Raw genomic sequence first — 14,819 nt, forward strand, 5'->3', positions numbered from 1 at the left:
ACTCCCTTGATTCGACCGGCTCTTCCGGCTCCCCCGCCTCAGCAGATGTCTTCGCCCTGTCGCGGCGGCGCTTTCTGCAGGCCGCCGCCGTGGGGACCGCCGCCGCCACCGCGGCCACCCTGCCCTTCGAGGCGGCCGCCGCCGCACCGGTCCGGGCGGGCTCGCTCTCCTTCACCGCCGCCACCAACGGCGCGGCGACCCTCTCCCCGTCCGGCGACCGTCTGATCGCCGAGGTCCAGAACGTCCTGTGGTCGGTCGCCCGTAAGGGCGGCGAGGCCGTCGCGCTCACACCGGCCGATCTGGAGCCCACCCGGCCGGTGTACTCCCCCGATGGAAAGCTGCTGGCCGTATGCGCCTACCGGGGCGGCGGATTCCATGTCTGGACGCTGCGGCCCGACGGCTCCGGTTTGCGGCAGCGAACGGACGGTCCGTGGGACGACCGCGGTCCGGCGTGGTCGCCCGACGGCACCCGGATCGCCTTCGCCTCCGAGCGTGGCGGCGACCCCGTGGCGGGCAGCCCGTACCGGATCTGGGTGCTGGAGGTGGCCAGCGGTGAGCTCACCCGGCTCACCGGGGTGGACGGCCAGGACGGGCCGCTCCAGGACGGCGCCTGGGAGGACTTCGATCCCACCTGGTCCGCGGACGGCGAGCGGGTGCTGTTCGTGCGCGGAGCGCTCGCCGGGACGACCCTGAACGCCTGTACGGTCGCCTCCGTACGGGCCGATGGCACCGGACCCGTCTCGGCCGAGCACACCGATCCCACCGCCGGCGCCCAGGTGATGACGCCGTCCGTGTCGGCAGGCGGCCACCTCGCCTATCTGCGCACCACGGCCGCTCCCGCCGCCTCCTGCACGCTGGTCGTGAACGGGGAGCCGGTGGCGATCACGGGCGATGTGCAGCCCGTGCCGCCCCGTTGGGCGTCGCGGGATGAGCTGCTGCTCACCGTGGACGGGCGGTTCCGGGTATTCCGGATGCCCTCGGCAACGCGGTCCGGCGCCGACGGAGACGGCGGCGGAGACGGCGGCGGAGACGGAGACGCTGCCGGTGAGAGCACCGTCCGGGCCGGGCGCGCCGGTGAGGATGCCGACCGTAAGGCGCTTGCCTACGAGGAGATCCCCTTCTCCGCCACCCTTCCCGTCGACCGGCCCCGGTACCGCGTCAAGCGGTACGACTTCGACGGTGGCGGGGCGCGGCCGGTGCGCGGGCTGCATCTGCCCGCGCTCTCTCCCGACGGCCGTAAGGTGGCCTTCGCCGCCCTCAACTCCCTCTGGGTCGCCGATGTCTCCGGCGGCCGGGCCCCGCGCCGGGTCGTACGGGCGGCCCCCACCCGGTATCTGCTGGCTCCCACCTGGACGCCCGACGGGCGCGCCCTGGTGTACGCCGACGACCGCGACGGGCTGCTGGCCGTGCGCCGCCGGGACCTGGCCTCGGGCGAGGAGACCGTGCTGGCCTCCGGCGGCCGGGTGCATCCGGCGCTCTCCCCCGACGGCAAGCGTCTCGCCAGTGTCGACATGTCGGGAAACCTGGTCCTGCGCGATCTCGACGCCGGTACGGAACGGGTGCTCGCCGCGCCGATGGGCGCCGGAGGGCTGCCCGGCCGACCGAGCTGGTCGCCCGACGGGCGCTATGTCGCCCTATGCGATCGCAATCGGCTGAACCAGCGGTTCCGCGAGGGCTACAACCTGATCCGGGTGATCGACGTCGGCACGGGTGCGGCCAGGCAGCATGCCGTCGCACCGCATACCTCCCTCTCCGACCGCTATGACTCCGGGCCGGTCTGGTCCCCCGATGGCCGCCATATGGCGCTCATCGTCGAGTCCGCCCTGTGGCTGCTGCCGGTAAGGGCGGACGGCACCCCCGACGGCGCGCCGCGCCGGCTGACCGACGAGGCCGCCGATCACCCCTCCTGGTCCGGGGACTCCCGCAGCGTCCTGTATCTGTCGGCGGGCCGACTACGGCTGCTGGACGTCAAGAGCGGCACCGCCCGGACGGTTCGTGTCCCGCTGGACCACCGGCGGCCGCGCCCCGCGGACACCGTCGTCCACGCCGGGCGGTTCTGGGACGGCACCGGCGGCGAGGGCGGCGGCGCCGGTCGTGACGGCCGTAAGGGCGGCACGGTCCGCGAGGACGTGGACATCGTGGTGCGCGGCGGGCGCATCGCGGCCGTGGAGGCGCACCGGGCCGGGCGGCCCGCGAAGCGGCGCGTCGACGCCTCCGGCCGCACCGTGATCCCCGGGCTGTGGGACGCCCACACCCACCCCTGGCAGTACACCTATGGCGGCCGTCAGACCACTCTGCAGCTCGCGTACGGCATCACCACCGCGGTCTCCCTCGGCGGGTTCGCCTATGAGCAGGCGCGCCTCAGAGAGGCCGTCACGGCGGGCGCCCTGGCCGGGCCGCGGCTGCTGGCCACCGGCGAGCTGCTGGACGGGCCGCGCGTCGCGTACAGCATGGGCCGGGCGCATCGCACCCGCGACGGTCTGCGGCGCTCTCTGGCGCGTGGTGCCGCGCTCGACTGGGACTTCGTCAAGACCTATGTGCGCGCACCGGGTTGGATCATGGAGGAGGCGGCCCGGTTCGCGCATGAGCGGCTCGGCGTGCGCACCGGCAGCCATCTGTGCTCACCCGGCATACAGCTCGGGCAGGACCTGACGACGCATCTGCAGGCCACCCAGCGGTTGGAGTACGGCCACGCCACGACGGCGACCGGACACTCCCAGCAGGACCTGACGGAGATCTACACCGCGACCTCCGACTTCCGGCTCATCGCCACGCCGTTCACGGCCTCGCCCCTGGTCGGGGCGGACCCCTCACTGGCGAAGGACGAGCGGGTCACCCGGCTGATGCCGCCGTGGGACACCGCGCTCGTACGGCAGCTCGCCGGTACGCCCCCGACCTCGGACCAACTGACCACGCTCCGCGTAGAAATCGGGGTCTACCAGCGGATCCTCGCCGGGGGCGGGGTGGTGGCCCTGGGGACGGACCAGCCGCTGGTGCCGGTGGGCCTCCATCTGCACATGGCGCTGCGCGCGCTGCACCGGTTCGGGCTGTCGCCGGAGGAGGCGCTGCGCACGGCGACCGTCCTCCCGGCACGGGCCTTCGGCGCCGACCGGGACCTTGGCACCCTGGAGGTCGGCAAGCTGGCGGACCTGACGGTCGTGGACGGCGATCCCTTCACGGACTTCGACACGCTGGTACGGACGGTGTCGGTGCTGCGGGGCGGGATGCCGTACGAACAGCGCGAGCTGGTCGAGTCCTTCCCGGGGGCCGGTGCCGCGGCGGCACCGCACGGGAAGTCGGCGGACGAGTGGCTGGAGGTGGGACGGCTGCTGCGGCGTGACTCCTGCTGCTCGGTGGACGGCTGAGGGTGACGGGGGGGTGGGGCGGGGGCTTCGGTCCCCTGCCCGCCCCGGCTTCGGTCCCCGGCCCGCCTCGGCTCCGGTCCCCGCCTCGGCTCCGGTCCCCGGCCCGGTCCCGCCTCCGCCCCGCCCCGCTCCCCCGGTCCGCTGGGCCTCGTACTCACGCCGGGCCCCCGGCCCGCGCTCCCGCCGAGGCCATGCAGAGCCAGGTGTGCGGATAGGTCACCGGGGGGGGATCACCGGGGGACGTCGGTCAGGGGACGTCGATCCTGGCCAGGGCTCCCGTCTCCAGGGCGCACCACAGCGCGCCGCCGTGCGTGGCGATGCCGTGCGGTTCGCAGTCGGCCCGGGGCAGGTCGTACGCCGTGATCCGGCCGTCCGTGGTGATGCGGCCGACCCCGCCGCGGCCCCATTCGGTGAACCACAGCGCCCCGTCCGGGCCGCTGGTGATGGCGTGCGGCCGGGCCTGCCGGTCGGGCAGCGGGTACTCGGTGACGGTTCCGTCCACCGTGATGCGGCCGATCTGGCCCGCGCCGATCTCGGTGAACCACAGGGCGCCGTCCGGCCCTTGGGCGAGGCCCACCGGCGCGGCGCCCTCGGTCGGCAGGGGGTGGGCGGTCGTATGGCCGTCCATGGTGATCCGGCCGATGGCGTTGCCCTGGTTGAGGGTGAACCACATGGCGCCGTCGGGCCCCGCCGCCATGGCGGACGGGAAGGCTCCGGGCGCGGGGTACTCGGTGATGTCGCCGTCCATGGTGATCCGCCCGATGCGGTCGGCGGCCGACAGTGTGAACCATATGGCCCCGTCCGGACCCGCGGCGATCCCGTACGGCCCGCCGTCGGCCGTTGGCGGGGCGAAGGAGGAGATCGTGCCGTCCACCGTGATCCGGCCGATGCGGTGGGTGCCGTACTCGCTGAACCACAGGGCGCCATCGGGCCCTTGGGCGATCACCGTCGGCTTGGCTCCGACGGAGTGGACGGCGATCCGGCCGTCGGCGTCCCTGCGGCCGATCGCGCCCTGGTGGACCAGGGTGAACCACAGGGCGCCGTCGGGGCCGCCGGAGAGCGCGTAGGGGCCCGCGTCCGGGCCGCTGACGGTGAAGACGCGGACCGGGTCGGCGAGCCACCGGCCGATCCGGTCCAGCAGCACCTCCCCCGGCTCGGAAAGGTGGAAGGCGTGGGGCACGCCCTCGTACTCCTCCAGGCGCACGCTCACCCCGGCGGCGTCGGCGGCCTCGGCGAAGCGGCGGGCGTCGTCCAGGAGCACTTCGTCCGTGCCGACCGCGATCAGCAGCGGCGGCAGCCCGCGCGGATCGCCGTACAGCGGCGACTGCGGGGCCCGGTCGGCGGGCGCGTCGGCCAGGTACTGGGCGCTGATGGAGCCGAGCACGGCCCGGCTCAGTACGTCCTTACCGTCGTTGGCGGCGATCGACGCACCCGTAAGGGCGAAGTCGGTGATGGGTGAGACCGCGATCGCGGCACCGGGCCGCGGGCCTCCGGTCCGCCGGATCTCCAGCAGGGCGGAGAGCACCAGCGTGGCCCCGGCCGACTCCCCGGCGAGAACGACCTCGGCGGCCGGGATGCCGTCGTCCAGCACGCCGCGCCAGGCGGCCAGCACGTCTTCGAGCGCCGCGGGATACGGGTGTTCGGGCGCCAGCCGGTAGTCCACCCGCAGGGCGGGGCGTCCGGTCGCCTTGGACAGCCGATAGGCCATCACCCGCTCGGCCTCGGGCATCGTGTGGGCGAACCCGCCGCCGTGCACATAGATCACCGCGCCGCCGCGGGCGCCGGGCGCGCGGACCCAGTCGCCCCGCACCTCGGCGTCGTCCGGGAGCGGGGCGCCGATCAGCGCGTCGGGGCGGTCGCGGACCGCCCGTGCCGCCTTGGGCTCCATGGGAACGGCGATGACATTCGGCAAAGGGTCCTCCGTCGTGGGTGGTCGGCACTCGCGGGGGCAGCGGGCTCATCGAGGAATCGGGCTCATCGGTGAGGGGGCTCATCGGTGAGGGGCTCATCGGTGAGGCGGGCCCATCTCCCTCGCGAAGAAAAGTTACGGCAGACGCGAAGTCAGGATCGTCGCTCATCGCGGAGCGGCCCTGGCCGTCGCTCTCGCCGCGGCGACCGGCGCCTCCCCCGGCCCCCATACAGTCAGCGCGCCGCCGACAACGCGGCCGTGAGGACGGCGGGCGCCTCCGCCAGCGAGGGGCCGTACCAGGTGAGGTGACGGCCGCTGACCAGGGCCGCCGGGAGGCCGGGGAACGCCTCGGGGCCGTCGTCGGCCGTGAAGCTGTACGGCTCGTCGGGCAGCACCACCAGATCCGCCTCCCCCGCCGTCAGCTCCTGGATCGGGATCCGGGGATAGCGCTCGGGATGCGCGCTGTAGAGGTGCCGTACGCCCAGCCGGGCCAGGACGTCACCGGCGAAGGTGTCCCGGCCCAGCACCATCCACGGACGCCGCCACACCGGTACGACGGCGTGCCGCACCGGGCCTCCGGCCCGTACGTCCGCCCAGGCGGCCTCGGCCGCGTCCAGCCAGCCGGGCCGGGCCAGTCCGCAGCCGCGCACCAGGACCCGCTCCAGCTCGGTGAACGCCTGCTCCAGGGTGCGCACTTCGGTCACCAGGACCTCGAGACCGGCGGCGCGCAGCGCGGCGAGGTCGGAGGGTCGGTTCTCCTCCTCGTTGGCGATCACGAGGTCGGGGGCGAGAGCGGCGATCCGGGCGGTGTCGGGGTTCTTGGTGCCGCCGATCCGCTCCGCGGTGAGGCCGGGCGGATGGGTGCACCAGTCGGTCGCCCCGGCCAGCAGCTCCGGCGCGGTGGCGGCGACGGCCTCGGTGAGCGAGGGCACGAGGGACACCACGCGCCGTACGGGGGTGCGAGAGCTCATCGCTCCACCGTACGGCGCGACGAGGCGTATCCGGCCCCTGCACCCGGCCGCCCCAACGCCCACACGCCCAACGCCCGGCCGCCCCCAACCGGCCGCCCCAACGCCCGGCCACCCCTACACCGCCTCCGGCAGCACCTCCCACGGCCAGACGGCCCGGCCGCCGTGGTCACCTCGCCCGCCCCGGTCACCTCGCCCGCCGCCGTCGCCGCCCTCCGACAGCAGCCCGACCATCGTGAACAGCTTGTCGCTGAAGCCGCCGATCTCGTACCGGTTCGGCCGGCCGGTGTCGATGGACGTGGCCGCGTAGCCGGTGGTGTTGACGCCGAACACCGGCACCCGCGCCGGGACGGCCTCCGAGACCGGAACGGACCGGCCGCGGCGCGCCTCCGGGAACGCCTGCATGTCCGAGACGATCACCACCCGGTCATGTCCGCGGTAGGCCGCCCGCAGCGCCGCGCCCGTCTCCGTGCCATGTCCGACCTCGCCGATCCGCGCGCAGAACGCCTCGATGTCGCGGAGCGCCGAGCCGCCCGGGGTCAGCCGGTGGCCGAAGTGCCCGGAGGCGAAGCCGACCAGGTCCACCTGGCAGCCGCGGTGCGCGAGCGCGACCCCGAAGAGCGCGCCGACGTCCACATGGCGCACCTGGGAGCGGCTCGAGACCTGCGTCTGCATCGAGCCGGAGGTGTCGACGAGCACGAGGGTGCGGCCCGGCAGCGCCGGGACGGCCGCCGTGGACGCGGTCAGCGCCCGGTCCAGGGCGTGGCCCCAGCGCAGCGACGGCGCGGCCCGGTACGCGGACAGGAAGCGGTACGGGAACTGGCGGGAGCGGGCCACCTCCGACGGGTCGGCCAGCCGTGCCGCGACGCGCTCGGCGACCGCGTCCGGCAGTCCGGCCTGGTCGAAGTTGCGCAGATTGCGCAGCAGCGCCATGTAGCCCATCGAGGGCAGCACGGCCTGCCAGGCCGGCGCGTCCATCGGCCCCCGCAGCCAGCCCGCGAGCGCCTCCCACGTGATGCCCGCCGCACGGAGCGCGTCGGCGGCGTCCGGCCGTTCCAGCACGGCACGGCGCTCCCACTGCGGCAGGGCCGTCAGCCGGGCGCGGGCGCGCAGGGTGCGCAGCGAGACCGGGGGCGCGGCCTCCCGCTGGTGGCGGCGGTCGATGGCGTGCCGGAACAGCTCGCCCTGCCACGGCTTGTCGGGGTCCGGCGCGGCGTGCACCAGCTCCAGGACGTCGGCGAAACGGAAGCCGTGGCTCTCGGTGTCGTACTTGAGCAGCGAGCGCTCGGAGTAGAGGCGGCGGACGGCGTCGGCGAGGCCGCGCTTGACCGGCTTGGGCAGCGTGCGGCCGTGGTGGGCGGTCCAGTAGGCGAGGAACTCACCGGGCTCGTCGGCGCGCAGACACGCGGCGGCGACGATGGGGCGGTTGCCGCCGTGCAGCCCGGCCGCGAGACGTGCCGCGACGGCCTCGGCCGCGGCGACGAGCGACGCGGTGCGCATGAGGGCCTCGGCGCGCAGCCAGCTGATGAAGCGGGCGGTCCAGTCGGCGTCCTCGACGGCGACGGCGCGGACGAGGGTGCGGAAGCGGTCATCGCGGTCGTCGCGGTCGTCGCGGTCGTCGCGGTCGTCGCGGTCGTCGGAGGGCTCGTAGAAGGTCTGCTCGCCGACCATGTTCACCACGGCCAGCAGCACCAGTTCGGACTTGCTGTCGCGGGTGACGGCGGCGCCGCCCTCATAGGTGGTCGTCGTGGCCCCGGCGCGCCGGAAGACGCGGTTGAACTTGGTCATGCGGTCATGCCTCTCCCCCGAGCGGGCATTGGGAGGAGGCGACGCGCCGGTGCGTCGGCAGCGCCTGAGGTCAGGAGTGGGCGGCGGACCGTTCTGGAAGGGAAGTAGCCGCGGCCCGCGCACCAGGCGCTCCGATGCCGTGCGCGCGCCTCCCGAGATCACAGTCGACGACGGTGTGTTTCCCACCCCGCACCGGGCGGAGTGTTTCAGGAATCGAACCCAAATCGACCGAAGTAACCGTCGTCTTCGCACCGGGAGGTGCGTTCACGGGTACGACAGTAGGGGGCCGCCTCCCAGACCGTCATCCGGTTTTCCGTCCCCCTGCGCGGCACCGCCCGCACAGCACGGCACCGCGGCCCGGAGCATGCGCTCCGGGCCGCGGTGTGTGTGGTGCGGACGGTGGGTCAGGAAGTCACCGGCGCCATCTTGTCGACGATGCCGGGGTGGGCGTCCATCCACTTCTGGACGCCCTTTTCCTCGTTGCCCTTACCGGCGTCCTGGACGGCCTGCTCCAGGCTCGCCAGCTCCTTCTCGGTCATGTGCCACTTCTTCAGCCACCCGTTGAACTCGGGGAACTCCTTCGGGAAGGACTTGTTGGCGAGAGTGTGGAGCTGGTTGCTGGCCCCGAACGCCTTCTTCGGGTCGGCGAGCTTGGTCAGCTTGTACTTGCTGTAGGCCCAGTGCGGGGTCCACAGGACCACGGCCACCGGCTCCTTCTTGGCGTACGAGCGCTCCAGCTCGGCCAGCATCGCCGGCGAGGAGCCGTCACTGACCTTGTACTCCTTGTCCAGGCCGTACTCCTTGAGCACCTTGCCCTTCAGGAGCTTCATCTCGCCGGTCCCGGGTTCGATACCGACGATCTTGCCGTCGAAGGTGCCGGCCTTCCCCTTGAGGTCGGCGAGCGACTTCACGTCCTTGACGTAGGACGGCACCGCGATCTCCAGGGAGGTCTTGTCGTACCACGACCCGACGTCGACCAGGTTCTTCTTGTATCTGTCCCAATACTGCTTCTGGGCGACCGGTAGCCAGCCGTCGAACTCGACGTCGACCTGTCCGGTGCTCATCCCGGTGAACATCGAGCCGACGTCGTACTGCTTGATCTCCGGCTTGTAGCCACGCCGCTCGAGGACGTTCTTCCACAGGTAGGTGGTGGCGATGTCCTCGTCCCACGGGAAGTAGCCGATCATCGGCGCGGCGCCCGCGTCCTTGCCCTTCTGGTCGGCACCGCCGGGCACCGGGGCGAGCTTGTTGGCGATGCCCGGGTTCTGCTTCAGCCAGGCGCGCACGCCCTGCTGCTCCTTGCCCTTACCGGCGTCCTGGATGGCCGACTCCAGGCTGGTGAGCTGCTTCTCGTCCAGCTTGAAGTTCTTGATCCACTTGGCCACCTGCGGGTTCTCCTTGGAGAAGCCCTTGCGCGCGAGGGAGTCGATGCGGTCGCCCTTGCCGAAGGCGCCCTTGGGGTCCTTCAGCTTGGTGAGCTTGTACTTGTCGTACGCCCAGTGCGGGGACCACAGGGTGACCGCGATCGGCTCCTTCTTGGAGTAGGAGCGGTCCAGCTGGGAGAGCATGGCCGCGGTGGAGCCCTTTACCAGGCTGAAGTTCTTGTTCAGCCCATAGCCCGGCATGACCTTGTCCTGCATCAGCTTCATCTCACCGGCGCCGGGCTCGATGCCGATGATCTTCTTCTTGAAGGTGCTGGACTTCTTCTCGAGGTCCTCCAGGGTCTTCACGCCCTTGACGTACGAGGGGACCGCGACCTCCAGGGAGGTGGGGCCGTACCAGGAGCCGAGGTTCTCCAGCTTGCTCTTGTACTTCGACCAGTACGAGGCGTGGGTGGTGGGCAGCCAGGAGTCCGTCTCGAAGTCGATGTTGCCCGCGGCCATACCGGTGTACAGCGCGCCGACGTCGTACGACTGCACCTTGGGCTTGAAGCCGCGCTGCTCCAGGAGTTCCTTCCACAGGAAGGTGGAGGCGACGCCCTCGTCCCAGTTGATGTAGCCGATGTTGACCGACTGGCCCTTGCCGACGTTGGCGGAGACCTCGGGGCCCTCGTCGTCGCCGCCGAACATGCTCATGCCGCCGGCGACCAGCGCCAAGACGACCACGCCGACCATGGCGACGGAGGTCGCGGGGCGCCAGTGCAGCACCTTCAGACCGCTGAGCTGCTTGGCCTTCTCCTTGGCCAGCGCGCGGCGGGCCAGCGGGGAGACGCGCTGATTGAGCGCGCTGGTCATCCGGTCCAGGTACATGGCCAGGATGACCACCGCGATACCGCCCTCGAAGCCCATGGCGACGTCGACGGAGCTGATCGCCTGGAAGACGGTGGAGCCCAGGCCCTCGGCGCCGACCATGCCGGCGATGACGACCATGGACAGCGCCAGCATGATCACCTGGTTGACGCCCGCCATGATGGTGGGCAGGGCCAGCGGAAGCTGGACGCGCATCAGGGTGCGGCGCGGATGGGTGCCGAAGGCGTCGGCCGCCTCGACCAGCTCCGCATCCACCTGCCGGATACCCAGTTCCGTCATGCGGACGCCCGGGGGCATCGAGAAGATGACGGTGGCGACGACACCGGGGACCACCCCGAGGCCGAAGAAGAAGATGCCGGGGATCAGGTAGACGAAGGCGGGCATCGTCTGCATGAAGTCCAGCACCGGACGGATCACGGCGCTCACCGCGCGGTTGCGCGAGGCCCAGATGCCGAGCGGCACCGCGAACACGATAGTGATCACACCGGCGACCAGCACCAGTGCGAGGGTGTTCATCGCCTCGCCCCACAACTCGATCGAGTCGATGAGGGCGAATCCCAGGAAGGCGAGCACGGCGGGCAGCAGCCCGCGCAGCCACCAGGCGAGCAGCGCCAGGATGCCCGCGAGCAGCAGCGGCTCGGGGCCGCTGAGCACCGTGTTCAACCCGTCGTACATGCCCTGGACGACGCTGGAGATGAAGTCGAAGAGCCAGCTCAGATTGTCTCGGAGCCAGTTGACGCCGGAGTTGATCCAGTCGCCGAGCTGAAGCCTAGGCACCGGTGATCACCTTCTTGGTGGTCTCGGGCGCATCCGGAGAGCCACCGGACGGCGGCTGGGCCCCGTCGGACCCGCCGTCCGGCTCGCCGAGGGCGGCGAGCAGCCGGGCGCGGGTGACGACGCCGGTGAGCGCGCCGTCGTCGTCGGTCACGGCGACCGCGACTCCGCTGCGCGAGCAGGGCTGGAACAGCTCGATGATCGGGGTTCCCTCGGTGACGGTGGCGGGCGCGGCGGCCAGCACGTCCTGCGCGGTACGGAGCGTGGTGCCGTCGTCGGTCTTGGTGCCCAGCACCTCGTCCGGCTCGGACATGATCGCGCCGGCGGTGAGCACCCGGCTGCGGTCCACGTCCTGGGTGAAGGAGGCGACGTAGTCGTTGGCGGGGGTGACCAGGATGTCCTCGGCGGTGCCGATCTGGACGATCCGGCCGTCGCGCATCACGGCGATGCGGTCGCCGAGCCGCATGGCCTCGTTCAGGTCGTGGGTGATGAAGACGATGGTCTTCTTGAGCCGCTTCTGGAGCTGGAGCAGCTGATCCTGCATATCGCGGCGGATCAGCGGGTCCAGCGCGCTGAAGGACTCGTCCATCAGCAGCATGTCGGCGTCGGTGGCCAGGGCCCTGGCGAGGCCGACGCGCTGCTGCATACCGCCGGAGAGCTCATCGGGCCAGGACTTCTCCCAGCCGGCCAGGCCCACCAGCTCCAGCGCCTCGGTGGCGCGCCGGACGCGCTCCTCGCGCGGCACGGCCTGCACCTCGAGGCCGTAGGCGGCGTTCTCCAGGACGCTGCGGTGCGGGAAGAGCGCGAAGTGCTGGAAGACCATGCTGATCTTGCGGGACCGGGCCTCGCGCAGACCCCTGGGGGTGAGCGCGGTCAGGTCGTCGTCGTCGAAGAGCACACGCCCCGCGGTCGGCTCCAGCAGCCCGTTCAGCATCCGCAGCAGGGTGGACTTGCCGGACCCGGACAGACCCATGACGACGAAGATCTGGCCCGCCTCGACGGCGAAGGAAGCATCGACGACCGCCGCGGTCGTCCCGTTCGCCCGGAGCTCCTCGCGGTCCGCACCGCCTTCCAGCTGCGCCACCGCCTCATCGGGTCGTCTGCCGAACACCTTGTACAGGTGCTCGGCTCGCAATTTGGCCACATGTACCTCTCAGATCGCACCAAAAAACGACCCGCCACCCCCGCCGGCGGGTCGTGGAGCGGTACGGCATCGGACCGCTGACCGCCGCATTAGTTGAATCACTGAACGGGTTCGCTCCGGGGGCGCGCCTGCCCCGATCGGTTTGGCGTAAACCAAACGGTGATCCAGTTCACATTATCCTCGGAATTGATGTCAGTGGGGTAGTGCATAGTCGTTTTCGTGACGCGACGCCTGATGCTCCTCGACACCGCCTCTCTCTACTTCCGAGCCTATTTCGGGGTCCCGGACTCGGTCCGGGCCCCCGACGGCACGCCGGTGAACGCCGTGCGCGGGCTCCTGGACTTCATCGCCCGGCTCGTCCAGGACCACCGCCCGGACGACCTGGTGGCCTGCATGGACTTCGACTGGCGCCCGGCCTGGCGGGTCGCCCTGATCCCCACGTACAAGGCCCACCGGGTGGCCGCGGAGGGGGCCGGGGTGGACCAGGAGGAGGTGCCGGACACCCTCTCCCCGCAGGTCCCGGTGATCGACGAGGTGCTGGACGCGATCGGCATCGCCCGGGTCGGCGCCGCGGACTACGAGGCCGACGACGTGATCGGCACGCTCACCGGCCGGGCGGCCGGCCCGGTCGACATCGTCACCGGCGACCGCGATCTGTTCCAGCTGGTGGACGACGAGCGCGGGGTGCGGGTGCTCTACCCCGTCAAGGGCGTGGGCACCCTGCAGCTCGTCGACGAGTCCTATGTGCGCGAGAAGTACGGAGTGACCGGCCGGGGGTACGCGGAGCTGGCACTGTTGCGCGGCGACCCCAGCGACGGGCTGCCGGGGGTGCCCGGCGTCGGCGAGAAGACCGCCGCCAAGCTGCTGGCCGCCCATGGCGACCTGGCCGGGATCATGGCCGCCGTCGACGACCCCGCCGCCAAGCTGACCCCCGCCCAGCGCAAGCGGCTGGCCGAGGCGCGAGCGTATGTCGAGGTCGCCCCGAAGGTGGTCCGGGTCGCCTCGGACGTGGCGCTTCCGGCCTTCGACCCGGCGCTGCCGCGGTCGCCGCGCGACCCTGGAGCCGTGGCGGCGCTGGCGGAGCGCTGGGGATTGGGCGGATCTTTGCGCAGATTGCTGTCCACTCTTGAGGAGTGAGCTGTTAGGTTAGGTAAACCTAACTCTTGTTGATCAGGGAGGTCGCCATGGCGGACCGTCCGGCCCGTAAGACGCGCACGCCGCATCGCGCACAGGTGGTGCGCACCGACCGGCTGACCCCGCACATGGTGCGGGTCGTCCTGGGCGGCGACGGCCTCGCGGACTTCCACGCGGGCGAGTGGACCGATCACTACATCAAGCTGCTCTTCCCGACCGGGGGCGCCGTCTACCCCGAGCCGTTCGACCCGGAGCGGATCCGCGCCGAGTTCCCGCGCGAGCAGTGGCCGGTCACGCGGACGTACACGGTGCGGGCGTGGGACCCGGCCGCACGCGAGCTGACGGTGGACTTCGTGACCCATGGCGACGAAGGGCTGGCCGGGCCGTGGGCCGCCCGGGTCCGGCCCGGCGAGGAGATCCACTTCATGGGGCCGGGCGGCGCCTACGCCCCCAGCGCCGAGGCCGACTGGCATCTGCTCGCGGGCGACGAGAGCGCGCTGCCCGCGATCGCCACGGCGCTGGAGCGGCTCACCGACAGCCGCGCGGGCGGCGCGGCCGAGGTGCCGGTGCATGTGTTCATCGAGGTGGCGGACGAGACGGAGGAGCTCAAGGTCACCGTGCCCGAGGGGGTCCAGGTGAGCTGGCTGCACCGGGGCGCCGCGCCGGTCGGCGAGGCGCTGGTGGCGGCCGTACGGGGGCTTGAGTTTCCGCCCGGACAGATTCACGCCTTCGTCCACGGCGAGGCGGGCTTCGTGAAGGAGATCCGCCGCCATCTGCGCCTGGAGCGCCAGATCCCGCGCGAGTGGCTGTCCATCTCCGGGTACTGGCGGCGCGGCCATGACGAGGACGGCTGGCAGGCGTCGAAGCGGGAGTGGAACCAGCGGGTCGAGGCGGAGCAGGAGGGCGCGGGACCCGAGGAGGCCGCCGCCTAGGGGGCGCCGCGCGGGAAGTCGAAGTCGTCGCGCGGGGGACGCGGCGCAGGAGGCCGTCGCGCTGCGGAAGCGGCGCGTACGACCATCAGGCCCCGGCCGGGAGCATCCGGCCGGGGCCGTCGCGTGTGCCGCCTCGGCTGACGCGGCGGACGCGGCGGACGCGGCGGACGCGGCGGACGCGGCAGAGCAACCGGCGTCGATCCGGCGGGCTCGGAGGGCGCACTCCGGCTTGCGGGAGCCCATCGCGAGGACTTGACATATCGTCATATGAGCTCCGTTCGAGCCTTTTTCACACCTTCCGCGTCTATCCATCTTTTGGTTGACTCACATCGAGCGAGAGTTTCGGCACCACGGTGACCTCGGCGCCGACCCGTTCCATGCATGACTCGCCCTCTTACGGCCGGCACCCGGGCACGAGTCGAGTCCCTCTCAAGTCGCCATCACCGGTCATGCGGTTCCCGCTGAAGGCCGTGGCGTCCCGGGCCCCCGAGGGTCCGTCTCCCTTCCACCCCTCTGCGCGACGGAAGCCGGTGCGGGCAACGGCCACGTGCCCATC

At 72.1% G+C, this 14,819-nt stretch carries 8 protein-coding genes and 1 pseudogene; 3 read left to right on the forward strand and 6 right to left on the reverse strand.

Annotated features, from left to right (window positions below; genetic code table 11):
• Window positions 1–56 precede the first annotated feature (56 nt).
• Entirely contained in the window at window positions 57–3,365 is a 3,309-nt protein-coding gene (locus J2Z30_RS36010; RefSeq protein ID WP_044582157.1) for an amidohydrolase family protein, read from the forward strand.
• 247 nt (window positions 3,366–3,612) lie between these two features.
• Here J2Z30_RS36010 and J2Z30_RS50165 read toward each other — a convergent pair whose 3' ends face one another.
• The 6 genes and pseudogenes from J2Z30_RS50165 to J2Z30_RS36035 all read right to left on the reverse strand — a co-directional run bounded on the left by J2Z30_RS50165 (window position 3,613) and on the right by J2Z30_RS36035 (window position 12,164).
• Window positions 3,613–4,506, reverse strand: coding sequence for a Vgb family protein (locus J2Z30_RS50165; protein WP_245388847.1), 894 nt, complete (start codon window positions 4,504–4,506; stop codon window positions 3,613–3,615).
• A 33-nt stretch (window positions 4,507–4,539) separates the two neighbouring features.
• A pseudogene (locus J2Z30_RS50170) lies at window positions 4,540–5,253 on the reverse strand (alpha/beta hydrolase); the annotation flags it as partial.
• Window positions 5,254–5,507: 254 nt separating this feature from the next.
• Window positions 5,508–6,245 carry a helical backbone metal receptor gene (locus J2Z30_RS36020; protein WP_044577913.1) on the reverse strand — a complete coding sequence of 246 codons (738 nt, stop codon included), beginning with the start codon at window positions 6,243–6,245 and terminating at the stop codon, window positions 5,508–5,510.
• 114 nt (window positions 6,246–6,359) lie between these two features.
• Window positions 6,360–8,030 (reverse strand): TROVE domain-containing protein, encoded by a 1,671-nt coding sequence (locus tag J2Z30_RS36025; RefSeq protein ID WP_044577910.1) that lies wholly within the window; start codon window positions 8,028–8,030, stop codon window positions 6,360–6,362.
• A gap of 404 nt (window positions 8,031–8,434) precedes the next feature.
• A complete protein-coding gene (locus J2Z30_RS36030) occupies window positions 8,435–11,056 on the reverse strand; it encodes an ABC transporter permease/substrate binding protein (RefSeq protein ID WP_044577908.1) in 2,622 nt (873 codons plus the stop codon).
• Entirely contained in the window at window positions 11,049–12,164 is a 1,116-nt protein-coding gene (locus tag J2Z30_RS36035) for a quaternary amine ABC transporter ATP-binding protein (RefSeq protein WP_372453368.1), read from the reverse strand. The genes J2Z30_RS36030 and J2Z30_RS36035 overlap by 8 nt, the downstream gene beginning before the upstream one ends.
• Before the next feature lie 267 nt (window positions 12,165–12,431).
• Here J2Z30_RS36035 and J2Z30_RS36040 point away from each other — a divergent pair, with 267 nt between their 5' ends.
• Window positions 12,432–13,334: a 5'-3' exonuclease gene (locus J2Z30_RS36040; RefSeq protein ID WP_044577904.1), complete on the forward strand. Its 903-nt coding sequence runs from the start codon at window positions 12,432–12,434 to the stop codon at window positions 13,332–13,334.
• A 47-nt stretch (window positions 13,335–13,381) separates the two neighbouring features.
• A complete protein-coding gene (locus J2Z30_RS36045) occupies window positions 13,382–14,263 on the forward strand; it encodes a siderophore-interacting protein (protein ID WP_044577902.1) in 882 nt (293 codons plus the stop codon).
• Window positions 14,264–14,819: the final 556 nt, after the last annotated feature.

The organism is Streptomyces iranensis (assembly GCF_017874715.1).
GTDB classification, from domain to species: domain Bacteria; phylum Actinomycetota; class Actinomycetes; order Streptomycetales; family Streptomycetaceae; genus Streptomyces; species Streptomyces iranensis.

Coding starts and splice junctions, on each gene's coding strand:
- J2Z30_RS36020 (WP_044577913.1), bottom strand. CDS start 6,245: ATGAGCTCTCGCACCCCCGTACGGCGCGTGGTGTCCCTCGTGCCCTCG.
- J2Z30_RS36025 (WP_044577910.1), bottom strand. CDS start 8,030: ATGACCAAGTTCAACCGCGTCTTCCGGCGCGCCGGGGCCACGACGACC.
- J2Z30_RS36040 (WP_044577904.1), top strand. CDS start 12,432: ATGCTCCTCGACACCGCCTCTCTCTACTTCCGAGCCTATTTCGGGGTC.
- J2Z30_RS36045 (WP_044577902.1), top strand. CDS start 13,382: ATGGCGGACCGTCCGGCCCGTAAGACGCGCACGCCGCATCGCGCACAG.